24 protein-coding genes are annotated in these 22,186 nt (G+C 68.7%); 13 read left to right on the forward strand and 11 right to left on the reverse strand.

The window, feature by feature from the left end; all coding sequences use genetic code 11:
- Window positions 1-36 precede the first annotated feature (36 nt).
- Window positions 37-963, reverse strand: a complete 927-nt coding sequence (locus tag DAT37_RS09000) for a helix-turn-helix domain-containing protein (protein WP_109524237.1) — start codon at window positions 961-963, stop codon at window positions 37-39.
- An 84-nt stretch (window positions 964-1,047) separates the two neighbouring features.
- Between DAT37_RS09000 and DAT37_RS09005 the strand changes: the two genes are divergently transcribed.
- Genes DAT37_RS09005 through DAT37_RS09015 form a run of 3 tightly spaced genes read left to right on the forward strand, consistent with a single transcriptional unit; the run spans window position 1,048 to window position 4,165 of the window.
- Window positions 1,048-2,211 (forward strand): hypothetical protein, encoded by a 1,164-nt coding sequence (locus DAT37_RS09005; RefSeq protein ID WP_109524238.1) that lies wholly within the window; start codon window positions 1,048-1,050, stop codon window positions 2,209-2,211.
- Window positions 2,211-2,987 carry an SDR family oxidoreductase gene (locus DAT37_RS09010; protein WP_109524239.1) on the forward strand — a complete coding sequence of 259 codons (777 nt, stop codon included), beginning with the start codon at window positions 2,211-2,213 and terminating at the stop codon, window positions 2,985-2,987. The genes DAT37_RS09005 and DAT37_RS09010 overlap by 1 nt, the downstream gene beginning before the upstream one ends.
- Window positions 2,988-3,001: 14 nt before the next feature.
- A complete protein-coding gene (locus DAT37_RS09015; RefSeq protein WP_109524240.1) occupies window positions 3,002-4,165 on the forward strand; it encodes a sulfotransferase family protein in 1,164 nt (387 codons plus the stop codon).
- A gap of 52 nt (window positions 4,166-4,217) precedes the next feature.
- Here DAT37_RS09015 and DAT37_RS09020 read toward each other — a convergent pair whose 3' ends face one another.
- Window positions 4,218-4,883 (reverse strand): PaaI family thioesterase, encoded by a 666-nt coding sequence (locus tag DAT37_RS09020; RefSeq protein ID WP_109524241.1) that lies wholly within the window; start codon window positions 4,881-4,883, stop codon window positions 4,218-4,220.
- 245 nt (window positions 4,884-5,128) lie between these two features.
- Here DAT37_RS09020 and DAT37_RS09025 point away from each other — a divergent pair, with 245 nt between their 5' ends.
- Window positions 5,129-5,785, forward strand: a complete 657-nt coding sequence (locus DAT37_RS09025) for an HAD family hydrolase (protein WP_109524242.1) — start codon at window positions 5,129-5,131, stop codon at window positions 5,783-5,785.
- A 7-nt stretch (window positions 5,786-5,792) separates the two neighbouring features.
- Here the strand turns inward: DAT37_RS09025 and DAT37_RS09030 are convergent, their stop codons facing one another.
- Entirely contained in the window at window positions 5,793-6,386 is a 594-nt protein-coding gene (locus DAT37_RS09030) for a TetR/AcrR family transcriptional regulator (RefSeq protein WP_109524243.1), read from the reverse strand.
- A gap of 21 nt (window positions 6,387-6,407) precedes the next feature.
- Between DAT37_RS09030 and DAT37_RS09035 the strand changes: the two genes are divergently transcribed.
- A complete protein-coding gene (locus DAT37_RS09035; protein ID WP_109524244.1) occupies window positions 6,408-6,776 on the forward strand; it encodes a hypothetical protein in 369 nt (122 codons plus the stop codon).
- Between the two features lie 88 nt (window positions 6,777-6,864).
- On the opposite strand, the gene DAT37_RS09040 is transcribed toward DAT37_RS09035, so the two are convergent.
- From DAT37_RS09040 to DAT37_RS09050, 3 genes are all read right to left on the reverse strand, one after another.
- Window positions 6,865-7,833: an ABC transporter ATP-binding protein gene (locus DAT37_RS09040; protein WP_232839602.1), complete on the reverse strand. Its 969-nt coding sequence runs from the start codon at window positions 7,831-7,833 to the stop codon at window positions 6,865-6,867.
- Window positions 7,834-7,908: 75 nt separating this feature from the next.
- Window positions 7,909-8,316, reverse strand: coding sequence for a hypothetical protein (locus tag DAT37_RS09045; RefSeq protein WP_109524245.1), 408 nt, complete (start codon window positions 8,314-8,316; stop codon window positions 7,909-7,911).
- A gap of 198 nt (window positions 8,317-8,514) precedes the next feature.
- Window positions 8,515-9,522, reverse strand: a complete 1,008-nt coding sequence (locus DAT37_RS09050; protein WP_109524499.1) for an NAD-dependent epimerase/dehydratase family protein — start codon at window positions 9,520-9,522, stop codon at window positions 8,515-8,517.
- Window positions 9,523-9,759: 237 nt separating this feature from the next.
- Between DAT37_RS09050 and DAT37_RS09055 the strand changes: the two genes are divergently transcribed.
- Complete coding sequence (locus DAT37_RS09055) at window positions 9,760-10,407, forward strand: hypothetical protein (protein ID WP_109524246.1); 648 nt, start codon at window positions 9,760-9,762, stop codon at window positions 10,405-10,407.
- Here the strand turns inward: DAT37_RS09055 and DAT37_RS09060 are convergent.
- From DAT37_RS09060 to DAT37_RS09070, 3 genes are all read right to left on the reverse strand, one after another.
- Window positions 10,386-10,850 carry a thioredoxin family protein gene (locus DAT37_RS09060; RefSeq protein WP_109524500.1) on the reverse strand — a complete coding sequence of 155 codons (465 nt, stop codon included), beginning with the start codon at window positions 10,848-10,850 and terminating at the stop codon, window positions 10,386-10,388. The genes DAT37_RS09055 and DAT37_RS09060 overlap by 22 nt on opposite strands.
- A gap of 59 nt (window positions 10,851-10,909) precedes the next feature.
- Window positions 10,910-12,406 (reverse strand): FGGY-family carbohydrate kinase, encoded by a 1,497-nt coding sequence (locus tag DAT37_RS09065; RefSeq protein ID WP_332873275.1) that lies wholly within the window; start codon window positions 12,404-12,406, stop codon window positions 10,910-10,912.
- 87 nt (window positions 12,407-12,493) lie between these two features.
- Window positions 12,494-13,045, reverse strand: a complete 552-nt coding sequence (locus tag DAT37_RS09070) for an SDR family oxidoreductase (protein ID WP_109524248.1) — start codon at window positions 13,043-13,045, stop codon at window positions 12,494-12,496.
- Between the two features lie 109 nt (window positions 13,046-13,154).
- Here DAT37_RS09070 and DAT37_RS09075 point away from each other — a divergent pair, with 109 nt between their 5' ends.
- Window positions 13,155-13,838 carry a TetR/AcrR family transcriptional regulator gene (locus DAT37_RS09075; protein WP_109524501.1) on the forward strand — a complete coding sequence of 228 codons (684 nt, stop codon included), beginning with the start codon at window positions 13,155-13,157 and terminating at the stop codon, window positions 13,836-13,838.
- A 368-nt stretch (window positions 13,839-14,206) separates the two neighbouring features.
- A complete protein-coding gene (locus tag DAT37_RS09080; protein ID WP_157978366.1) occupies window positions 14,207-14,722 on the forward strand; it encodes a hypothetical protein in 516 nt (171 codons plus the stop codon).
- 10 nt (window positions 14,723-14,732) lie between these two features.
- Here the strand turns inward: DAT37_RS09080 and DAT37_RS09085 are convergent, their stop codons facing one another.
- Window positions 14,733-15,680: a helix-turn-helix domain-containing protein gene (locus DAT37_RS09085; protein WP_109524250.1), complete on the reverse strand. Its 948-nt coding sequence runs from the start codon at window positions 15,678-15,680 to the stop codon at window positions 14,733-14,735.
- Window positions 15,681-15,774: 94 nt separating this feature from the next.
- On the opposite strand from DAT37_RS09085, the gene DAT37_RS09090 reads away from it, so the two are divergent.
- A complete protein-coding gene (locus DAT37_RS09090; protein ID WP_109524502.1) occupies window positions 15,775-16,569 on the forward strand; it encodes an SDR family oxidoreductase in 795 nt (264 codons plus the stop codon).
- On the forward strand, window positions 16,566-17,639 hold the full coding sequence (locus DAT37_RS09095; protein WP_109524251.1) for an NAD(P)H-dependent amine dehydrogenase family protein: 1,074 nt from the start codon (window positions 16,566-16,568) through the stop codon (window positions 17,637-17,639). The genes DAT37_RS09090 and DAT37_RS09095 overlap by 4 nt, the downstream gene beginning before the upstream one ends.
- Here the strand turns inward: DAT37_RS09095 and DAT37_RS09100 are convergent.
- Window positions 17,636-18,694 carry an aminotransferase class V-fold PLP-dependent enzyme gene (locus DAT37_RS09100; protein ID WP_109524252.1) on the reverse strand — a complete coding sequence of 353 codons (1,059 nt, stop codon included), beginning with the start codon at window positions 18,692-18,694 and terminating at the stop codon, window positions 17,636-17,638. The genes DAT37_RS09095 and DAT37_RS09100 overlap by 4 nt on opposite strands.
- 528 nt (window positions 18,695-19,222) lie before the next feature.
- Here DAT37_RS09100 and DAT37_RS09105 point away from each other — a divergent pair.
- Genes DAT37_RS09105 through DAT37_RS09115 form a run of 3 tightly spaced genes read left to right on the forward strand, consistent with a single transcriptional unit; the run spans window position 19,223 to window position 22,130 of the window.
- The gene (locus DAT37_RS09105) at window positions 19,223-19,894 is read left to right on the forward strand and encodes a response regulator transcription factor (protein WP_109524253.1); all 672 of its coding nucleotides are present in this window, start codon (window positions 19,223-19,225) and stop codon (window positions 19,892-19,894) included.
- Window positions 19,891-21,057, forward strand: coding sequence for a sensor histidine kinase (locus tag DAT37_RS09110; RefSeq protein WP_109524254.1), 1,167 nt, complete (start codon window positions 19,891-19,893; stop codon window positions 21,055-21,057). The genes DAT37_RS09105 and DAT37_RS09110 overlap by 4 nt, the downstream gene beginning before the upstream one ends.
- The gene (locus DAT37_RS09115) at window positions 21,054-22,130 is read left to right on the forward strand and encodes a hypothetical protein (protein WP_157978367.1); all 1,077 of its coding nucleotides are present in this window, start codon (window positions 21,054-21,056) and stop codon (window positions 22,128-22,130) included. The genes DAT37_RS09110 and DAT37_RS09115 overlap by 4 nt, the downstream gene beginning before the upstream one ends.
- Window positions 22,131-22,186 lie beyond the last annotated feature (56 nt).

Here is a 22,186-nt window from a genome sequence, read left to right on the forward strand (position 1 = left end):
TCACGGGTCAAAACTAGAACACGTTTCGGTCTTTGGTCAACGGGGAGTCGCGATGATTCGCTCCGGGACGCGACCGCCGGAATTCTCGGTCACGGTGCGGGCCGCCTCGACCAGGGCGCCGCCGCGACGTTCGATCTCGGCGCCGGTGATCGACGCGCCGACGTACATCGTCAGCACCATGTTCTGCCTGCCGTCGGCGTCGAAGGTCGGCGCGGCGAGCAGGCTGACCGGATGTTGCTTCCTCGGCCGTAGATCGGTGCCGAGATAGACCCGCTCGCCGAGGCTCGTCACCAGTTCGCCGACCAGTTCTCGCAGCTCGTCGGGCAGATCACGCGCGGCCACGCCCGCCAGTAGGCCGTACAGACGCCTGCCGTGGGCGGTCAGGCTCTCGATGAGATATCCGCGCTCGCGGCATTCGGCGACGACCCGGCGCAGGCGCGCCTCGTCCTGTCGCACGGGCACCGTCGGCGGGGTGGCCAGCCACGCGTCGAACGCCGCGTCGGTATCCCAGAGCACGTACATCAGCCCGACGGGCGGGGCGAACGCGTACGAGGCGCCCACCTTGACCATTCCGGGGCCGGTTCCCTCCAGCACCGCGATGCGCTCGCCGACCACCGCCGAGGCGGTGCAGGTGGTCCGGTAGCGCGCGGTCAGTTTCTCCAGTTCGGCGCGGGCCACCGCGGAGATCGCGAAACTCTGCTGTGCGACCCGTCCGGCGGCGACGAGTGCCGGACCGAGGCCGTAGGTCAGCGTTTCCGGGTCGCGCACCAGGTAGCCGCCCGCGGTGAGTTCGGTGAGTATGCCCAAGCAGGTCGGTTTGGCCAGATCCAGCGCGCGGGCCATCTCGGACAACCCGCAGCGATTCCCGCGTTGTTCGACGAGGAAATCCAGGATCTGCACCACGCGCGCGGTCGGCGCGGACCGTCGGGCGACCGGGGTGGCCGAGGAAATCCGGGAATACATTGACCACTCCTAGAACACGTTCTAATCTTTCTCGTATCGGAATGTACCAGAGCGGTACATATATGGAACACCGGGAGAAGTCTTTTGCTGACCCAGCCGTTCGCGGAGTCGATCGCCGCCGCCGAAGAGATCATCAAAGCCGCCCCGCACATCGACACCGAGCAGGATCTCATCGAGGGATACGACTATCTGGCGGGCAGTATTCGCGCGTCGCTGCAATTGGCGTGGGCCTACGATCGCGATTTCCCCTTCTTCGCGATGTCCACCGGTCCGTACACGAAAATGGGCCTGGACAATCCCGACACCCTCTATTTCCACTCCTTCGTGCGCCCGGACGCCGAATATGTCGTCACCGGGACCCGCGGCACCACCCGTGACCTGAGCTTCCAGGTGCTCAACGGCAACTACTCGCCGGTCGACGTGCCCGACAGCCTCACCGCGTTCGACGATCGCGATCTCCAGATCGCGGCGGACGGCTCCTACGAGATCCGCTTCGGACCCGGCCCGAGCAAACCCGGATACGTGCAGCTCGGCTCCGACGCCGCCATGCTCGTGGTGCGCGAGGTCTCCAGCGACTGGAGCAGCGAGACCGCGGGCACGATCCGCATCCAGCGGGTGGACCGCATCGGTGACGCGCCGCCCGCCCCGACCCTCGAGGTGATGGGCAAGCGGTACGCGGTGGCCGCGCGCATGCTGACCTCGCGGTTGAACACCTTCCTCGCCTTCCCGCAGTGGTTCTACCTGAACCTGCCGGTGAACACGCTCACCGAACCGCGTCCGACCCCGGGCGGGCTGGCCACCCAGTTCTCCTCGGTCGGCCACTACGACCTGACCGACGAGCAGGCGATGATCATCACCGTGCCGAAATCCGACGCGCCCTACCAGGGCTTCCAGCTCGGCAGCATGTGGTACATCTCGCTGGACTACATCAATCACCAGACCAGCCTCACCGCCGATCAGGCCCAGGTCGATCCGGACGGAATGATCCGCCTGGTCGTCAGCGAGCGCGATCCGGGTGTGGCGAACTGGATCGAGCGCACCGGCCACGCGCGCGGCTATCTGCAATTCCGCTGGCAGCGGCTCTCGCGTGACCTCGGCCCCGAGGACGGCCCGACCGTCGAACTGGTCTCGGTCGACGAACTGCCGCAACGGCTCCCGTTCTACGAGCAGGCGCGGATCTCGCCCAAGGAATGGCAGGCGCGGATCGCGGCCCGCCAGGTCGCCGTCGCGGAGAGGATGCTCGGCTGATGTTGTTGCGGGACAAGGTCGTCGTCGTCTCCGGAATCGGCCCCGGTCTCGGCCGGTCGATCGCTCTACAGTGCGCGTCGGCGGGCGCGGACCTGGTGCTGGCCGCGCGTACCGAATCGCGGCTGACCGAGGTGGCGAAGGAGGTCACCGAACTCGGCAGGCGGGCGGTGGTCGTGCCGACCGATATCAACGACGAGGCGGCGGTGGCGAATCTGGTCGAGACGGCGCGCGACGCCTTCGGCCGGGTCGACACGGTGGTCAACAACGCCTTCGCCATCCCGCCGATCGCGGATCTGGTCGATGTCGATCTCGAGCAGGTGCGCGCCGGTTTCGAGACGAATGTGCTGGCGGCACTGCGGCTCACCCGATCGTTCGTGCCCGCGCTGGCCGAATCCGAGGGGTCGGTGGTGATGATCAACTCCGCCGTGCTCCGGCATTCGCGGTTGACCTTCGGGCCGTACAAGATGGCCAAATCGAGTCTGCTCGCCCTCGCGCAGAGTCTGGCGACCGAATTGGGACCGCGCGGTATCCGGGTGAATACCGTTGCCCCCGGCTATATCTGGGCGGGCAATCTGAAGTGGTACTTCAATTACCTGGCCGAGCAGCGCGGTATCACCGCGGAGGAGGTCTACGCGGAGACGGCGTCGACCATCGACCTGCGCAGACTGCCCGAACCCGACGAGATCGCCGAGGCGGTGGTCTTCTTCGCGTCCTCGATGGCGCGCGCGATCACCGGGGCCTGTCTCGATGTCAACTGCGGCGAATACCACCACTGAGGAGACGGCAGAAGATGATCGGCAGAGACGATGTCGGCACCGTCGACGATCTGCACGCCTCGGCCACCAAGGTGGTCGGACTGGACGATTTCGGCGATCCGGGCTATCGCGAAGGACTGCGGGTGCTGCTCGAGTCCTACGCGAAGGACGCCGAGCTGACCCCCTTCGGCAACAAGGTCAATCGCGCCTTCCTGCGCGGCGCGCTCATCGCGCGATTGCTGAGCGAGTCGGCGTGGCAACGCTTTCCCGAACACGCGGAGGTGGTGATCGATCGCCCGATCTTCGTGACCGGCCTGCCCCGTTCCGGCACTACGGCGGTACATCGGCTGCTGAACGCCGATCCGGCGCATCAGGGCCTGGAGATGTGGCTGACCGAGATGCCGCAGCCGAGGCCGCCGCGTGAGACCTGGGCCGACGATCCGGTCTACCAGGGGATCGAGGCCGCCTTCGCGCAACATCATGTGGAACATCCGGAATTCATGGGCGTGCACCATATTTCGGCCGATCAGGTCGAGGAGTGCTGGCAGTTGCTCCGCCAGTCGGCCATGTCGGTGTCCTACGAATGTCTCGGTTACCTGCCCGGCTATTCGGAGTGGCTGCGCGAACAGGACTGGACCGACGCATACCGCAGACATCGACGCAATCTGCAATTGATCGGCCTGCCCGACGCGGACCGTCGCTGGGTGCTGAAGAATCCGAGCCACCTGTTCGCGCTCGACGCGATCTTCGAGGTGTACCCGGACGCGTTGATCATCCAGATGCACCGGGATCCGAGCACCATCATCGCCTCGGTGTGCAGCCTGAACGAGCAGGCCTCGGCGGGCTGGTCGGACAAATTCCGCGGCGCGACGGTGGGGGCGACGCAACTGGACCTGTGGGCGCGCGGGGCGGACCGGTTCCTCGCGGATCGTCGGCGCTACGACGCCGCGCAGTTCTGCGATGTCTACTACGACGATTTCGTCGCCGACCCGATCGGTACGGTCGGATCGATCTACGGCCATTTCGGGCTTGCTCTCGGCACCGAGGCCGAGGCCGCGATGGCGGCGCTGCACACCGAGAGCACCTCCGGGGCGGCGCGGCCGGTGCACCGGTACACCCTCGATGATTTCGGACTGACGGCCGAACAGGTCGACGCGCGTTTCGGCGCGTACCGCGAGGCGCATTTCCCGGGTCGATGAGAGATCGGATCCCGCCGGTCGACCGGCGGGATCCGCGCGCGGGTGGCGCCGCCTACTGCTGACCGGGTTTGAGCACGATGAACAATCCGTTCGCCTCGGCGCACAGCCGCTCACCCGCGTGGACGGTGCCGCGGACGTAGACCTTGCGACCCTCCATGCGCTCGGCCCAGGTATGCACCCGCAACTCGGTATCCAGCGGCGTGATCGAGCGGTAGTCGATGGTCAGCGAGCCGGTCCTGGTCACGTTGCCCGAATGCACGGCCGCCGCCATGCCGAGCAGCTCGTCCAGTGCGATCGCGATCTGCCCGCCGTGCGCCGCCGCGTTACCGCCCAGGTGGAAGGGGCGAAATGTCACGCGGGCGTCGACGCCGTCGCGACCGGCCTCGACGATGGTGAACGGCGGCAGGGTGATATTGCCGCGGGAGGGCAGGTCGAGGCGGGTCCAGGTGGGCGAGGACCATTCGTCGGTCACCGACCCCTCGAGTTTCTCGTTGAGCTTCTCCAGGATCGCGATGGCTTCCAGCGCCTCGTCGTCGGAGGGACAGGCGAGCCGCGCGCGGTCCATCAGAGTGCGGACCTGCTCGATCAGGGCCCCGAAGTGCGGTCCGCCCCGTGTGGTGTCGGCGGTGTGCTCCTCGATCAGCTCCATCATCGGCCGGAAACCGCCTTCGTGGTGTTCCGCGCTCGGTAGGGCGGGTCCGGCCTGCTGTTCGCTCATGAGAACCAAGTTATCGGTTGCCGGTGGAATGCTCACGTTCGGCACCCGTCGAACCCGTCACAGTCGAGTGCGTCCCGACCTCGGCGGGACCGGGGCGAGGCGGCCCGCACGGGGGTGAATGCCGTGCCCTACGCTGGATACCCGTTGATCCATCAGGACTTGCGAACACCCCCCGCGATGCCCGAATCGGTCCGGCTCGAGCGTCGGTCGACGTGGGCGCGTGGCCGGCGAAAGGCGTTGTACCGATGCGTATTACGGCGGTCGTCTTCGATATGGACGGCGTACTCATCGATTCCGAACCGGTATGGGAACGAGTACGCCGCGAATATGTCGCCGAAAAGGGCGGGCGCTGGCTACCCGATACGCAGAAGCGTCTGATGGGGATGAGTACGGGGGAGTGGTCGGAATATCTCAGCACCGAACTCGGTGTCGGAGACAGGCCTGCCACCGTCGCCGAGGATGTCATCGAGCGAATGGCGGCGCATTACGACCGGACGGTGCCGTTGCTGCCGGGCGCGGTGGCGGCGGTGCAGCGGTTGAGCGAGAACTGGCCGCTCGGGGTGGCGAGTTCCTCGCCGCGTGCCTTGATCGACACGGTGCTCGGGCGGACCGGGCTGATCGAGTTCTTCGACGTCACCTTCTCCACCGAGGAGGTCGACCGGGGCAAACCCGCGCCCGACGTCTACGTCGCGGTGGCGGGATTCCTGCGCAAGAAGTCGACCGACTGTGCGGCGGTGGAGGATTCGAGTAACGGCCTGCGGGCCGCGCACGCCGCGGGCATGCGCGTCATCGCCGCGCCGAGGCCCGAGTATCCGCTCGACCCCGACGCCCGCGCGCTGGCCACCCACGTCATCGACGGACTCGACGAACTGACGCCGGCGCTGGTGGCCTCGGGAAGCTGAGCCGGTCTCAGATCCGATAGGACGCGAGCAGGGCGCGGGCGGCGGCGGTCAGGTCGGCGTCGAGCCAGTCCGGCAGGGTGTCGGCGTGCGCGTGCCTGCGCAGGGCGGCGTAGGGCAGGTCGACGATCGCGCGGCTGACGGCGTCGAATTCGCGGTCGGTCGCGCGGCCGAACAGGTCGTGGGCGATCCGGCGCAGCTGATCCATCAGCGGCGCGTTCATCTCGGTCAGGCGGGCCCGGAATTCGGCGTCGGGGCCGCCGTCGAGCAGGTCGCTGGGCCGCAGGTTCAGCAGCAGCCGCGCGTCGTCGGATAGTTCACGACCGAATTCGATACTCGCGCGCGCCATCGCGACCCCGGCCTCGACCGCGTCCGGTTCCTCGGACGCGGCCAGAACCCGTGACTGGAAGCGTTCGAGCGCCCGCAGCCACGCGGCGGTCAGCACACCGTTGCGATTGCCGAAACGGTGATAGAGGGTGCCTACCGGCGCACCGCTGGCCGCGGCGATGGCGGCGACGCTCGCGGCCCGAGGCCCGTTCTCCAGGACCAGGGTGCGGGCAGCGTCGAGGATCACATCGGTGGAGTGCTTGCGGGGTGGTGCCATGTACTAGTACGTTCCTTCTATATGGAGCGATTGTCCTATATCGATGAGCATGCCAGATCCGTCGACGCGAACCGCGACCGGACCTGGAAAGCGCTGCTGAAAGTCGTCTGCAAGGACCCGGAGGACCCTCGCACGGTACCCACCGGATTCGTCCTCGACTCGGCCGAGGAACCGAGCAGGCTCGCGCTCAGCGGCGCGCACTGGTTCTCCCGGTACGCGCTGATCTTCGAACTCGACGACGAAGGCCCGACCACCACCCGGGTGCGGGCCACCTCCCTGGCGGAATTCCCCGGCATCTCCGGCCGGATCTATCGCGCGCTCGTCATCGGCACCGGCGGACACCGGATCGTGGTCAGGCGGATGCTGCGCCGAATCGCGGACGCGGCATGATGCCCGGGCCGGTCCGGCGGGTATCCGACGCTGAAGGAACGCGCCGAACGCGAAGCACGAGCGACGACCGCGACCGCATGACGCGCGCTCAGTGCGGGACGTCGAGCCGCGACACCCGGGCCCGCGCGGACCATCGGCCCCGGTCGTAGCCGACTTCGACCGGGTGGGAGAAGGCGGTGGTGATGTTCTCCGTGGTGACCGTCGCGTGCGCCGGACCCGCCGCGACCGTACGGCCGTCTGCGATGAGCAGGGCGTGGGTGGTGGTGCTCGGCAGCTCTTCCAGATGGTGGGTGACCAGGATCGACGCGACATCCGGGTGGGTGTCGTCCAGGGTGTCGATGGTCTCCAGGAGTTGTTCGCGCGCGGCGACGTCGAGACCGGTCGTCGGCTCGTCGAACAGCAGCAGGCGGGGTTCGGAGATCAGGGCCCGCGCGATCAGGCTGCGTCCGCGTTCACCCTGGGACAGCGTGTTCCAGGTGGCCTCGGACTTCCCCTTCAGCCCGACCGTCTCGATCATCGCGTCGGCGCGGCGCGATTGATCCGCCGTCGGGGTCCATCGCATCGGGGTGTCGATGGTGGCGGTGATACCGGTCAGGACGACCTCGCGCACCGTGAGGGGAGAACGCAGCGGGTGGCGCGGATTCACGTGGCCGATGGAATGACGCAACCGGGCGAGATCGACCCGGCCGAGCCGATGGCCGAGAATATCGACGGTGCCCGTCGTCGGAAAGGTCACGGCCGCACAGAATCCCAGCAGCGTGCTCTTGCCCGCGCCGTTCGGTCCGAGCAGCGCCCAGTGTTCACCCGCGCGCACGGTGAGCGAGATCCCGTCGATGATCTGTGTGCCGTCGCGGCGGAAGGTCACCTCCGCCAGATTCAGCACGGGTTCGTCCTCGGTCACGGGTCGCACTCCTGGCTCGGCGGATTGCGCGGCCAGCGGATGCCCGCGCGACTGGTCGACCATCGGCGCCTCGTCGGGAGTGCTGAAGGTCGGTGCCAGGGTAGTCGCCGAGGTGCGGTGTGAGCCCGCCGACCGGTCGGCTCGGGCATCGCTCACCGGTCGCCGCGTCGCGGACACGACCGGCGCGGGCCGGACCGCTGATCCGGGCAGTACGGCCCGCGAACGCCGCGACTATTGCAGGACGACGATCTTCGCCTGTCCCGAGACGACGATATTGTTCGCGTCGACCAGGGCCGCGCGAATCTGCATCAGTCCGCCGGTGTCCAGGGGCGCTTCGCCCTCGGCGGCAACGATGGTGATGGTGGCGGTCTGGGGTGTGCCGTCGCAGACGACGGTGTTCTGGACGCCGAGAGCCGCCGGGCGTTCGGCGGTCGGTTCGCCGACCATGGCCTTGACGCTGGTGACGCCCGCGTTGGCGTCGCAGCTGTAGTCGACGCCGACGGTGCCGGTGTTCGCGCTGATGACATCGATGGCGTTGGCGGCGGACGCGGGAGCGGCGAGCGCCACCGAGGCCGCGCCGATGGCGACGAACGCGGCGGAGGTACGGGCGAGGGTGCGGAGATTTCGAGTGGTCATCATGGATCTTCGTTCCTCCTGTGAGGTGGGACGGATCTCTGAACACGACGAAAGCGCGTACGGCCCTCATCCGGCAACGAGACCCCATGATCCAGCCCATCGGCCACGCTCGTGGTCGAATCACGCAGACAGCGGCGTCATCGTGCTGCTGTCCGCGCTGGTGGGGGCGTCCGCGGCATCACGGTCGACCGCAACGGCCTTCTAGCCGGCGGTACCCGCTCGCGAGGGCTCCATGCGCCGAGTGCGGCGTTCGACATAGAACCGTGCCGCGCGCCGGATCGCGTCGACGGTGGGGCGCGGCCGCCAGTGCAGTTCCCGCGCGGCCTTGCCGTGATCGAGGGGCGAGGTCCACCGCAGCAGCTGGACCGAGGTCGGGGTGATCGGGGAGTCGCGGCGCAGCACCCTGCGCACGACACCGCCCACGCGGCCCGCGGCGACCAGGAGCAGCGGCGGGATCCCGAGGGTCGGTGGCTTCCGCCCGACCGCCTCCGCCGCGGCGGTGTAGATCTCACGGGTGGTCAGGAAGCTCTCCGAGACGATGTAGCGTTCGCCGACCCGCCCGTGTTCGGCGGCGAGCAGCATCGCGGCGGCGGCGTCGTCCACGTCGACCACGGCCGAGCCGATACCGCGGAAGTACACCGGCATTCTGCCCAGGGCGGCCATCGCCACGAGCGAGCCGTGCGGTGTCGGTTGCCAGTCGCCGGGCCCGTAGGTGTTGGCGACGCACATCGCCACGGCGGGCAAGCCGTGCTCGCGGCTGTAGTCGAGTACGAGTGCTTCTGCCGCGCGGCGGGATTCGATGTAGGGACCGCCCCGGCCGTTCCAGTTGTACGGCGTTTCCTCGGTGGCGGGAGACCTCGCGTCGCCTACGGCGATCGTGCCGATGGTGCTGGTGAAGACGAACCGGCGCAGGTCCTGTTCGATCGCGATGTCGAGCACCCGGCGCAGGCCGTCGACATTGGTGCGGAACAGCGGCGCCGGGTCCCGCAGCCAGGCGCGGGTGTCGACCACGCAGTAGTAGACGGTGTCGCAACCGGTCATCGCCGCCCGCACGGCCTGCTCGTCGAAGATGTCACCGTAGTGTCGCTCGACGTCCAGACCCTCGATCGGCCGGGTGGGGCTGCTGTGTCGCAGCAGTACTCGCACCCGGTCGCCGCGTTCGACGAGGTGTCGTGTCACGTGCGAGCCGAGGAATCCGCTGGCGCCCATCACGAGGACGGTGCGCCCGCTGTGGTCCGTCTGGTTCGGTGTCACGTCGGCTCCCTGGGTCTCCGGCATTACTGTCAGCCATACAGTAATGCCGGTCGGCAGTGCCGGCGACGATTCGCCGAAGATCACCGCGCGGCGATACGACGCCCGTCGCCGACCTCGCCACACCGCCGGTTCGATGCGCGATTTCGCCGGTGGGCACCTCGCGGTCCGGCCGCATCGGGCACACTGGGCGCGATGAGCGACGACCCGGACGAGGAATCCGGAATCCGTATCCGGACCGGTGACGGTGCCATGCTGCCCGTGCTCACCGATCCGGTGCTGACCGGGCTGCTGGACGCCACGGCCGAGACCGAGCGTCCGTTCCTCGAGGTCACCCGGGGCGGCGAACGGATCAGGGCCGACCTGCTGCCCGACGGGATGTACCGGATCGCCCACCGCGCGGACGCGGCCACCGACGAATTCGAGTTGTACACCGGCGATCCGATATTCCTGCGCGACATCGTGTTCGCCTGGATCGACCGCGATCCGTGGTGGTCGGACCGGGTGGCCTGGTCGCGCGTCGATCCGGTGATCGCGGAACTGGAATCGGTGCGCGCCGAAGTGGCGGATCTGCTCGACGGTTTCGGCGCGCTCGACGCCCTGACCGGCGCCATGGACGACGCGCTCACCCGCGCCGACGAACTGCTCGCCGGTGCCGCCGACCCGTCGCGGCCCTCCGAAAGCGAGGACATCGGCACGGCGCCCCTGCCGCTGGACGCGGGCGACGGGTTCGATACCGACGACCCGTTCGCGCGGATCGACGCACTACTCGCGATGGACCTCGACGACCCCGGCCCGGACTCGCCGCCGGAGCTCGGCGCTCAGATACCGGGCCAGCCGTAGCGCGCCGGACCGGCGGCCAGGCCCGCCGACGCGTGCGCGGGAACGGCGGCGCGCTGTTCGGTACGGCTGTGCGGGACAACCGGAGTCGCGGCCGACGCCGCTTCGGCGCGCAACGCGTCCATATCCAGCCACCGCGCCTGCTGGACGATCTCCTCCAGCGCGTCGGAGGCCAGGAAACCCGGCTGGGAGAAGACCAGCATGCCCTCGCGGAACACCATCAGCGTGGGGAAACGGTCCACCTGCGCCATCTCGGTGAGTGCGGTTTCGGCCTCGGTGTCGACCTTGCCGTGCACGATCTCCGGATGTTCGTTCGACGACGCCTCGAACACCGGCGCGAACTGTCGGCACGGTCCGCACCAGCCCGCCCACCAGTCGACCAGCACGATGTTGTTGCCGGTGACGATTTCCTCGAAGTTGTGCTGAGTCAGGGTCACTGTCGGCACGGGGTCTTCCTCCCTGGCATTCGATTCGCGCATCGGATTTTCGCACGGCCACGCCGAATTCAGGAAGGGGATTCGGTCCCGCGCTGTTCGGCGGCGAGGAAATGCGCGATGTCGACGGTGCGGTGGTACAGATCCCGGTAGTGCCGGTAGTACGGCTCGTAGCGCGCGCTCTGTTCGGCGTCGGGTTCGACGATGCCGACCATCGGATTCCATGCCGCGGTGTCGACGCCCGCGGCTTCGGCCGCCAAGCGCGCGTCGCCCAGGCACGCGCCGATCGTCTCGGCCGGAAGTCGCTGGGCCACACCGGTCACATCGGAGACGATCCTGGTCCACAGCCCGCCCCTGGTGCCGCCGCCGACCGCGATCAGGCGTCGCGCCCGCCCGCCCGCCTCGGTCATCGCCTCCATGTTGTGCCGCACGCCGTAGGCGATGCCCTCCAGCGCGGCGCGGTACAACTCGGCCCTGCCGTGCGTCACGGTGAGGCCCGCGATCACCCCGCGCGCGTCCGGATCGAACAGCGGTGTGCGTTCGCCCGCGAAATAGGGGAGCAGCAGTAGGCCCCTGCTGCCGGCGGGCACCCGCGCCGCCGCCTCGGTCAACGCGGTGTAATCCCCGCCGACCAGTCCGCGCAACCAGTCGGTGACCGCACCCGAGGTGGCCATCCCCGCGGCCAGGGTGTAGGTGCCGGGTTCGACACCGCAGGTGCCCCACAGGCCGGGGTGCGGGCGCGGATCGGTGAGCACCTGCACCAGGAACATGGTGGTGCCGTACATGATCATCGCGTCGCCCGGCGCGCGGACGCCGACACTGGCGGCCTCGGCCCAGGCGTCGACGGTGCCCGTGGTCACCGGAAGTCCCGGCGGGAGTCCGGTATCCCGCGCGGCGCGTTCGGTGACGCGGCCGATCACCTCGGTCGGCCAGGCGAGTTCGGGCAGCGCGAGTCCCGGCGCGACGGCCGCGCACATATCCGCCGCCCACTCCCGCCGGTTCAGGTCGTACATGGGTACGCACTGGCTGGCGGAATGGTGGTCGAGAACATATCGGCCGGTGAGCCGGTGCACGAGAAAGGAACTCGCCATCAGCAGCATGGCGGTGCGGTCGGTGACATGCGGTTCGTGACGGGCCAGCCAACGCCATTTCGGCCCGACGGCCTGACTCGTGAGCGGCGCCCCCGCGCGTGCGAGGACGGTGTCGGCGCCGAATTCGGCGTTGAGGTCGGCGATTTCACGGGTCGCGCGGGTGTCGACGCCGTAGAGGATCGCCGGGCGCAGCGGATTCCCCTCGGCGTCGGCGGGAAGCAGGCACGGACCGATACCGGAGACCGCGAGGCCGTGGAGCGCGGCGCATTCGCGGCCCGCGAGCAACTCCCGGGTGATATCGCGGAAATCGGCCCACCAGACGGTCTCGGCGTCGTGTTCGACCCATCCGGGCTTCGGCCTGGAGACACCGTGCGCGCGTTCGGCTTTCGCGACGATCACGCCGTCCTCGCCTACCAGCGCTCCCTTGGACGCCGATGTCCCGATATCGATGCCGAGAAAGATGACGCACCTCCGGATCGGATGCCGCTCACGGTCGCGGCCCGCCGTGCGGCAGCCGCCGTGAGGAGCCTATCGCCGAGGTCACGGCAATGCCCGCAGGAAGGCTCAGGCGGTGGTTTCCGCGAGTAACGCGGCGGTGACCGCGTCCAGTCGCCGCGCCGCGTCGGGGTCGAAATCCTTGCCGGTCAGCGGAATCGGGGTGCGCCGCCGGAAGGCGCTGACCGGTGCGTACGGAGGGATGTCCACAAGTTCGACGACGGGAACGATGGCCTCGGCGACCGACTGTGCGAACAACACCGCCGCCGCCTTGCTGACCAGTCGTTGCGCGGTCGGCAACGAGTCGGCCATGGCTGTGCGGGTGAACATCGGGTTGTAGAGCACATACCGGGTGCGCGCGCCGGGGTGGCGCTGCGGGAAATGGATGCCGAGCAGGTCGATGCACCGGGAAGCCTGCATCGCCGCGCGCAGACCGCGGTAGTCGGCGCGCAGGAAATGCGCGCGGTCGGCGGCGCCGAGCCGGGACGCCTCGCTCAGGAATGCCGCGCCCTTCTCCGCGCCGCTGGCGATCGCTATCACCCGATCGCCTCGGCCGAGCCAGTGCAGGCCGAGTCCTCTGCCGATGCCGTCGGTACCGCCGGTGATGACATAGGTGCGCATACGAATCGCTTCTCCTCGCGTGGGATCTTCGGGGGAATACCGGCCGGTGCGGTCGAGATCAGGAAGGCGCGCGCGAGCAAGTCAACAAGTGATGACTTACGCTGACCATATGACAGCGACCGCACCCCGTCGCCGCGACCGGGTCGCCACCCGGGCGGCGCTGCTCGACGCCGCGCGCATCCGTTTCGCCCGTCAGGGATTCGAGGCGACCCGGGTGCGCGATATCGCCGCCGACGTCGGTGTCGACCCCGCGCTGCTCTTCCGCTATTTCGGAGCCAAGGAGAAGGTGTACGCCGAGGCGATGCGGCTGGAGATCCCGAGTGGGGGCACCGCCGACCCGCATCGTCCCGTCGTGCATATCGTCGACGAACTGCTCCGCGACGTGGTCTTCGACGAATGGCCGGAATTCGGCGGCGAGCATCCCCTGCTCGCGATGCTGCGCTCGTCGGGGCGCGAGGTGGTGCGCGAACAGTTGCGCTCCCAGCTGTGCGGCGACTACCTGCGTGAATTCACTCGACGCCTGGACGGACCCGACGCGGAATTGCGCGCCGAGCTGGTCGGCGCGCTGCTGCTGGGACTCGGGGTGATGCGGGTGGTGGTCGGCGCGCCCGCGGTGAACGAGGCCTCCTACGAGCAGACCAGAGGGCTCGTCGCCGACATGGTGCGGGTATTGACCGGCGACCGTCGCGGGAACGGCGAAGGCGCGTCATCGGTCGCGGCGCGACATCCGAAACAGGGCGCGGCCGGATCGAATTCGGTATCCGGTTCGGATCGAGACACCCGCCACGCGTGACTCGGTGCTCCGAGAAACGCGACGGTATAGGAGATTTCGTTGTTCGCGGGGCCGGTACCGTATCGGATGGACGAAGGGTGAACGTCAATCCCCCTGGACCGTAATTATTTACGATCGAGCGGCTGGATCGACACGGCATTCCCGTCGCGAAGCCCGATCTTCGGAGCAATGTCGGGTGCGGCCCGGTAACGCGATTCTCGCTGGTCACGTTCGCCCACGGCGTCGGAGCAACTCGTGCGCATACCGCCGCGTATGTGTCGCGGATCATGTCGCGTACCGATCGGTGTCATGAAACATGTTGGGCGATAGCGATATACGACTTGATCACGGAACCGATCGCGACTTGCGGCGCGGGGTACGGTGTGCCCGTGGCGGAGTGGATCAGCGTGTACTGCGGGAGCCGGATCGAACTCGACGTGAAGGACATGCGTGAGGAATTGGCGACCGCGGACCTGAAAACCCTGGCGGAAGCGGTATTCGACACCGATGAGGAGGCCGCGCGCGCACTCGAGTCGGCCGCCGGTCAGTTGCGGATAGAGCGGCACGGCGCCGAGATCGAAGTGCATTGGAAGTCCGCCGGGCGACCGTTGCAGATCCGCGCCGTGTCGGGAACCGCCGCGGAGGGGGATATCGCGGAAGTGCTGGCCCAACGGCTGCCCGCGGGGTCGGGACCCGGCCCCGATCGCGTGCGCGCCCAGCTGGCCCGCTCGCGGCAGGTCGTCTACCTGGAAATGGGCGTCAACGAGGCGAAAGGACTCGGCGCGGTCTTCGGTGAGGTCCTCGCCTTCCGACTGGCCGCGGCGGGTGACGGTCTGGTGTGGCTGTTCGATCGACAATGGGCGGCCCCCGACGACCGGGCGGTGCCGATCTGGAGCCACGCCTGAGGGTCGGCGGTCAGTTTTCGCGCACCGTGACCGCGGGGCGCTCGCCATTTCGGGTGGCCGCGGTGAGCGCCTGCGCCGCGGTGCGGGTCGCGCGGATGTAGGCATCGCGTTCGGATCTCGTGGTGGCCGCGCGCAGCGGCCCGAGCTGGATCTCGTAGGTGGCGGCACTCGAGGAGTCGAAGACGGGCGCGCCGAGATAGCTCAGCGGCAGTATCGCCTCGGAATCCAATTCGTCCCTGGTGAACGGCCGTGAGGTCAACGCCGCGAGTTGGCGCAGTGCCCGGGTGCGCAGATGCGATTGCAGTAATTCGGTGCCCGCGGCCGTGAGCAGATCGGCCAGCAGATCCACCATGCCGTTGTCGTCGGCGCGGGGACGGAAAAGGGCGACACCGCGATCGCGCACCAAGGTGAGTAGGGCGGCCGCGCCACGGCGGTCGGTATCGGGTGCGGTGGCCAGCCAGGTGTTCTGCTCGGCGGCGTCGCGCCACGGCATGACGGCGGCCCCCGCCGGGAACTGCAACGGAATGCGATGTCCCAGCGGGATTCCCGGAACCACCCGATCGGGTCCGTGCCTGATGTCGAGAACGGTCAGCCGATCCGCCGAGATCCGGCTCAGGGTCGTGCCGCATCCGGTCTCGGCGGCGAGTGCGGCCAGGATGTCGCCGACGCCGGGCGGCAGCGGAGGCTCGGCCAGGCCGCTCGGAACGGTGCCGATGCGGTAGCCGCGCCGGGGATCACGCACGACCCAGCCCGCCGAATCCAGTTCGGCCAGTACGGCGGTCGCGGTGGCGCGGGCGATATCGAGACGTTCGGCGATGGTGGCGACCGGCAGCGGCTCGGGAGTCGAGGCCAGCAGCGCGACGATCTCGACGACGCGGCGGGTCGGCGGTGACGCCGAACGGTCGTCCTCGGGTTGCGCGCGACTCTTTCCGGTCGGCGCGGTCGCGCGGTCTTTCATGGCCAACCCCTTGTGTGATCTCTGCGAGCAACCTTACGATGTCGAATATATGTCATAAGGTGTCGAATATTCGTCGGATGAACGGGTGGATCGCATGATTCTGGACAGATTCCGGATAGACGGCAAGGTCGCCGTCGTGACGGGGGCGGGGCGGGGGCTGGGCCGCGCGATCGCGGTGGCATTCGCCGAAGCGGGAGCCGATGTGGTCGTCGCGGCACGGACCAAGAGTCAACTCGACGAGGTGGCCGACGCGATCGCCGCTGTCGGTCGCAGAGCCCACGTGGTTCCCGCCGACCTGAACGATCTCGACGCCGTCGCCGCACTCGCGGGCACGGCGGTCGAGCAGTTCGGCCGCCTCGACATCGTGGTCAACAATGTCGGCGGCGCGATGCCGTGCACACTGCTCGACACCACACCCGAGGCGCTGGAATCGGCCTTCCGCTTCAACGTCACCACCGCGCACGCGCTGATCCGCGCCGCGGTGCCGCGGATACTGGAGACCGCGGGTGAGGGTTCGATCGTGAACATCACCTCGACGATGGGGCGGCTGCCCGGCCGTGCCTTCGCCGCCTACGGCACCGCGAAGGCGGCACTGGCGCACTACACGAAATTGGCCGCGCTCGACCTGAATCCGCGTATCAGGGTGAATGCCATCGCGCCGGGTTCCATCCTCACCTCGGCGCTGGAGATCGTCGCGGGCAACGACGCCATGCGCACCGAAGTGGAGTCGAAGACGCCGCTGCACACCATCGGTGAACCGCAGGACATCGCCGCCGCGGCGCTGTATCTCGTCTCCCCGGCCGGAAAGTACCTGACCGGCAAGGTACTCGAACCCGACGGCGGCCTGATCAGCCCGAATCTCGACCTGCCGATTCCGGACCTGTCATGAGCTGCCGCGTCGTGCAGTGGGGCACGGGCAATGTCGGTAGGCACGCGCTGGCGGGCATCATCGCCTCGCCGGACCTGGAATTGACCGGCGTGTGGGTCTCCGGTCCGGACAAGGCCGGTCGGGACGCGGGAATCCTGGCCGGACTGGATCATCCGGTGGGCGTGATCGCGACCGACGACGCCGCGGCGGTGATCGCGGCGAAACCGGATTGCGTGGTCTACTGCTCGATGACCGACAACCGGCTGATGGAGGCCATCGAGGATCTGCGGCCCCTGCTCGCCGCCGGCATCAACGTGGTCGCCTGCGCGCCGGTGTTCTTCCAGTATCCCTACGGCGTACTGCCCGCCGAACTGCTGACGCCGATCGAAGAGGCTGCCCGCGAAGGCAATGCGTCGCTCTGGGTCAACGGGATAGACCCCGGTTTCGCGAACGACCTGTTGCCGCTGGCGCTGGCGGGCACCTGTCTGCGCATCGATCAGCTGCGCTGTGTGGAGATCGTCGACTACGCCAGTTACGACAATCGCGCGGTCATGTTCGACATCATGGGTTTCGGCAAACCGCTCGACGAGGTGCCGATGCTGTTGCAGCCCGGTGTGCTCTCGCTGGCGTGGGGCGGCACGGTGCGTCAGCTCGCGGCGGGCATCGGGGTCACCCTCGACAGTGTCACCGAGGTGTACGAACGGATCCCCGCCCCGGAATCCTTCGATATCGTCACCGGCCATATCGCCGAGGGGACCGCCGCCGCCCTGCGTTTCGAAGTGCGCGGCATGGTGGGCGAGGAACCGGTGACGGTACTGGAACACGTGACCCGGCTGCGTCCGGATCTGTGCCCGCAGTGGCGTCAACCCGCGCACCCGGAGGGTTCCTACCGGATCGAGATCGCCGGGGACCCGTGCTACGCCATGGATGTCGTCACCTCGAGTCCGCGCGGCGATCACAATTTCGCCACGCTGCTCGCGACCGCCATGCGCATCGTCAACGCGGTTCCCGCTGTGGTGGCGGCCGAGCCGGGCATTCGCACCGCGCTCGACCTGCCGCTGATCACCGCCCCGGCCACCCGGCGGGGTTAGGCGTCGGCGTCGCCGAGTACCTCCAGTGCTCGGTCGACGTCGTCGGCGCTGTTGTAGAGGTGGAAGGCGAAACGCAGTCCGCCGCCGCGCGCCGCGACCACGATGTCGGCCTGTTCGAGGCGGGCGGCCGATGCGGCCGCGCCCGGTACCGAGACGATCGCCGATCGTCCCGGTACCGGCGTGTACCCGCGCTCGACGAGTCCGGCGCGGAATCGGTCGGCGAGGCCGAGGTCGTGCGCGTGGACGGCCTCGACGGTGAGTTCCTCGAGCAGGCTCAGGCCGGCGCCCGCGACGAGGATGCCGAGCCAGTCGGGGGAGAAGTCGAAGCGCCGCGCCGAATTCGCCAGCGCCACCGGCGCGTACAGTTCTGCCCAGCGATCGGCGGCCGCGTACCAGCCGGGGGAAAGCGGTCGCAGCGCGGCGGCGGCCTCCGGACCCACGGCGAAGAACGCCACGCTGCGGGCGCCCATCAGCCACTTGTAGGTGGCGCAGATCCAGTAGTCGGCGTCGGCGAATCTCAGCGGCAGCCACCCCGCGGCCTGGGTCGCGTCGACGAGCAGGCGGGTCCCGTGCGCCGACGTGGCGGCGCGCAGCCGGGACAGATCGGTGACGCGGCCGTTCGCGGACTGCACCACGCTGACGGCGACCAGCGCGGTCTCCGCCCGCACCCGATCGGCGAGGTCCTCGAGCGGAACGAAACGGATCGCGAGGTCGCCGCGGTGCAGGAAGGGCATGGAGACCGAGGAGAACTCGCCGTCGGCGAGCAGGACCTCGGCCCCCGGCGCCAGCGCGTCGACCACCGGGCCGACGAGTCCGGCGGCCGTGCCGCCGAGGCCGATGTCGTCGGGGGTCGCGCCAGCGAGCAATCGGGCGAAACCCGCGCGCACCGTCTCGACGCTCACGTCGTCGGAGGCGAGCCCGCTGCCCCGACCCGCCGCCCATCGCGCGGTCGCCTCTCGCACGGCCGCGAGGCCGCGCGCCGGTGGCAGCCCGTACGCGGCGGTGTTGAGATAGGTGGTCTCGGTGCTGAATTCGGCCGGTGCGAGCGACTTCATGGACTCAGCATGTGATCTCGTCACCGTGCGTGTCCAGCGCCGGTGCCGCGAAACTGGACCTTTCCGGGGTGGTCGCGCGAAGAATTTATTCCCGCGATCAAGTGCCAACCGTTCGGTATAATTAACGTTCCGCCATCTCCTGGCAAACGTGACTTCGCTGCGTTAGCATTGTTCGGTGCTCAATTCGGTTCCGCCGACCGTGTCGAATTATCGGTCCATTACCTCGGTCTGTCACCGGGAATGCGGTGGATCGAATTATCTCCGGTTCCGAAGCGCGGCGATCCGCCGCCCGAGGCTCGGAACAGCGGGTGAGGTAGGCACTTTCACCGTCGGGTGATCGGTACCGCGTACCGTCCGACTGTCACGGCATATGTCTTTCACGGCCCGGAATATCATCGTCGATTCATTCCGCGAAACAGAGTGATCGGTGTTCGCCGGAGAAATTCTCACACAATGATGTGAACGGCGGACAACGGGATCCGGTCGCCGCCGGACGGCGGACAGCGATATTCGACGAGGGGAACGAATGTGCGTAGCTCGAACGGTCGGACCGAATATCCGCGCCGGGTCGGGGTGGTCGAGGATCACGCGGTGACCATCGCCGGTCTGCGTCAGATCCTCGCCGACGAGCCCGATGTCGAGATCGTCGCCACCGCGGCCTCGGTCACCGAACTGCTGGCCGTCACCCGTGAACTGCACCTGGTGGTCCTGGATCTGCGTCTACCCGACGGCTCGTCGCCGATCGCCAATGTCGAGCAGCTCCGCGCGGCAGGCGTCGAGACGCTGGTACTCACCTCCGGCGACGAACCGTTCCTGGTCCGCGCCGCCGCGCGCGCGGGAGTTCTCGGCGTCGTGCGCAAATCCGAACGCGACGATGTGATCGCCGCCGCCGTATGCGCCGCCGCCGTCGGCGAACTGGTGCCGAGTATGGACTGGGCGGCCGCCATCGATTCCGACGACAGTTTCGCCGAGGTCGATCTCAGTCCACGGCAGCGCGATGTGCTCTCGCTGTACGCGTCGGGCGAACCGGCGGCCCGCGTCGCGAAACTGACCGGGCTCACTGCGGATACGGTCAACGCCTATCTCGGCAGGATCCGCCAGAAATACGCCGAGGCCGGTCGGCCGGCTCGCAACAAGACCGAATTGTTCAAACGCGCGCTGGAGGACGGTTGGTTACCCATTCCGAGACGTCGGAGATGACAACCCGGGGAAACGATTCCGCCGGAATGCGGATCACCCGGCTGTTCGCCCGGTTCATCGGATCGGGGTACGTGTTCTATCTGGCGCTGATGTTTCGTGACATCACCACCCAGGCCGCCGCGATGTCGCCCTGGTGGACCTGGATCGCGGTCCCCATGGTGTTCGGGCCGCCCGTCGTCCTGGGCTTGGCGTCCTTCCGCGGCGACCCGACCCCGATGTACCGCGCCGCCGCCGCGACGGCGCTGCTGTTCGTGGTCGCCGCCTTGCTGTGGCCGCTGGCGTGGGACGGAACGTTGCTCGCCGCCGACGCGTGGATCTCGACCATCCCCGGCCTGGCCGGACTGGCCGCGGCGCTGACCTGGCGGCCGCCGTGGGCGGTGGCGCTGCTGGTCGCCGCGGTCGTTCCGGTGCAATTGATCAACCACTACTGCCGGGTGCCCGATCGCAACGGTCTCTTCCTGCCCGACCTGATGTTCGCGCTCAGCTTCTGCCTGATCTTCGTCGCCGCGGCGCTGATGGCGATGCGCACCGGCCGACTCCTCGACCGGACCAGGACCGCCGCGCACGCCACCGCCGCCGCGGCGGCCGCGGCGCAGTCCCGCAGTGTGCAGCGCGCCCGATTCAACGCGCTGATCCACGACTGGGTCATGTCGTCGCTGCTGGCCGCCGCCAGGCGCACCGCGCGGGAGGAGGTACGCCAGCAGGCCGGACTCGCGCTGGTCAAACTCGGTGAGAGCGAGCCCGACGATATCGAGGGCTACACGGCCGCCATGCTGATCGCGCACCTGCGCACCGCCGTCGCGGACGCGGACGACACCCTCGAGGTCACGGTGCACACGCGCGACGGCGCCCGGGACGTGTCCTTCCCGTCCGATCCGGTCCGCGTTCTTGGCGCCGCGGTGACCGAGGCGATCCGCAACAGCGTGCTGCACGCGGGCATCGACGCGATGCGCCGGGTCGACCTCACGGTCGAGCCCTTCGGCATCGAAATCGTCGTGACCGACGACGGGATCGGGTTCGATCCGGCCGCCGTCGCGCCGCATCGGCTCGGCCTGTCGGTGAGCATCGTGGGGCGGTTGCGTCGATTGGCGGGGGGCACGGTCGACGTGCGCTCACGGCCGGGACACGGCACCACCGTGCGCATGTCGTGGCGGGCGCGATGAGCGAACCGGGCGCCCCGGTGCGCGACGCGGGCACCCTGCTGGGGATGAACACCCGCGCGGCGTGGGTCATCGCGGGCTTCTACCTGTGTTCGGAAGCGGCACTGGCGATCACCTCCTCCGGCGACGTCGACCGCGTCTGGCCGGTGCTCGTCGCGCTGGCGCTGACCGTGCTCGCGACCGCGACGCTGATCGTGGCGCGCAGTGACCCGCTCGCGCCGATACTCACCCTCGCCCTGGCCATCTCGGTCCCGGTGTGCGCACTGCTCGTGCTGTGTGAACTACCGGTGCCACCGACCTCCGCGGCGCAGCTGTGGCCGTTCGGGTCCGGCACGGTCACCGCGACCTTCCTGTGCGTGCGAGGACGCGCCGCCGCCGCGTGGCTCGCGATGACGGCGATGATCGGGGTTTCGGCGCTGTGGTCGGCGCGCACCGGTCAGGGCGTCGGCCACGGGGTCGAGATCTCGATCATCAATCTCGGGCCGCTGTTCATGGCGACCTTCTTCGCCTACACGATCCGACCGGCCGCCCACGAGATCTTCGCGCTGCGAGAGGAATCGACACGGCGGGCGGGCCGGGAAGCCGCGGCGGCGGCCGCCCTGGCGGAGCGCCGGGACCAGACGCGGCGGGTCGATCGGCTCGTGCGCCCGATTCTCGAGACGATCGCGGGACCGGGCCCGCTCGACCACGAGATCAGGACCGAATGCCGTTTGATCGAAGCGCATCTGCGGGACAGCCTGCGCGCGCCCGCGCTCGATGTCGCCCCGGTGACGGCGAAAGCCCGTGCCGCGCGTCGCCGCGGTGTCGACGTGGTGCTCGTCGACGATCACGGTCTCGACGGCGTGACCGCGCGGGTGCGGGCACGCCTGGTCGATGTGGTGGCCGCCGAACTCGAGCGCGCGGACGCGGGCAGCGTGAGTATCCGGATCCTGCCGCCGCGCCGTTCGATGCTCGCGACGATCGTCGTCAACCATCCGGTTAACGGGATTCGCCGGGTGGAGGTCGGCCACGACGCCGGTCTTCGCACCACCTCTACCGGGAACGACGAGGAAGATCGTTATCTCGGCGAACAATGACACCAACTCTGGGGTCAAGGAACTGGAATCTGCTCCGTCAGTGAGCAATCCACTAG

This window comes from Nocardia aurea, from assembly GCF_003123685.1.
Taxonomy (GTDB): domain Bacteria; phylum Actinomycetota; class Actinomycetes; order Mycobacteriales; family Mycobacteriaceae; genus Nocardia; species Nocardia aurea.

Coding starts and splice junctions, on each gene's coding strand:
- DAT37_RS09070 (WP_109524248.1), bottom strand. CDS start 13,045: ATGCGCACCTATGTCATCACCGGCGGTACCGACGGCATCGGCAGAGGA.
- DAT37_RS09115 (WP_157978367.1), top strand. CDS start 21,054: ATGAGCGAACCGGGCGCCCCGGTGCGCGACGCGGGCACCCTGCTGGGG.
- DAT37_RS09025 (WP_109524242.1), top strand. CDS start 5,129: ATGCGTATTACGGCGGTCGTCTTCGATATGGACGGCGTACTCATCGAT.
- DAT37_RS09015 (WP_109524240.1), top strand. CDS start 3,002: ATGATCGGCAGAGACGATGTCGGCACCGTCGACGATCTGCACGCCTCG.
- DAT37_RS09010 (WP_109524239.1), top strand. CDS start 2,211: ATGTTGTTGCGGGACAAGGTCGTCGTCGTCTCCGGAATCGGCCCCGGT.
- DAT37_RS09035 (WP_109524244.1), top strand. CDS start 6,408: ATGGAGCGATTGTCCTATATCGATGAGCATGCCAGATCCGTCGACGCG.
- DAT37_RS09075 (WP_109524501.1), top strand. CDS start 13,155: ATGACAGCGACCGCACCCCGTCGCCGCGACCGGGTCGCCACCCGGGCG.
- DAT37_RS09045 (WP_109524245.1), bottom strand. CDS start 8,316: ATGATGACCACTCGAAATCTCCGCACCCTCGCCCGTACCTCCGCCGCG.
- DAT37_RS09090 (WP_109524502.1), top strand. CDS start 15,775: ATGATTCTGGACAGATTCCGGATAGACGGCAAGGTCGCCGTCGTGACG.
- DAT37_RS09100 (WP_109524252.1), bottom strand. CDS start 18,694: ATGAAGTCGCTCGCACCGGCCGAATTCAGCACCGAGACCACCTATCTC.
- DAT37_RS09095 (WP_109524251.1), top strand. CDS start 16,566: ATGAGCTGCCGCGTCGTGCAGTGGGGCACGGGCAATGTCGGTAGGCAC.
- DAT37_RS09055 (WP_109524246.1), top strand. CDS start 9,760: ATGAGCGACGACCCGGACGAGGAATCCGGAATCCGTATCCGGACCGGT.
- DAT37_RS09020 (WP_109524241.1), bottom strand. CDS start 4,883: ATGAGCGAACAGCAGGCCGGACCCGCCCTACCGAGCGCGGAACACCAC.
- DAT37_RS09000 (WP_109524237.1), bottom strand. CDS start 963: ATGTATTCCCGGATTTCCTCGGCCACCCCGGTCGCCCGACGGTCCGCG.
- DAT37_RS09030 (WP_109524243.1), bottom strand. CDS start 6,386: ATGGCACCACCCCGCAAGCACTCCACCGATGTGATCCTCGACGCTGCC.
- DAT37_RS09110 (WP_109524254.1), top strand. CDS start 19,891: ATGACAACCCGGGGAAACGATTCCGCCGGAATGCGGATCACCCGGCTG.
- DAT37_RS09085 (WP_109524250.1), bottom strand. CDS start 15,680: ATGAAAGACCGCGCGACCGCGCCGACCGGAAAGAGTCGCGCGCAACCC.
- DAT37_RS09050 (WP_109524499.1), bottom strand. CDS start 9,522: ATGGGCGCCAGCGGATTCCTCGGCTCGCACGTGACACGACACCTCGTC.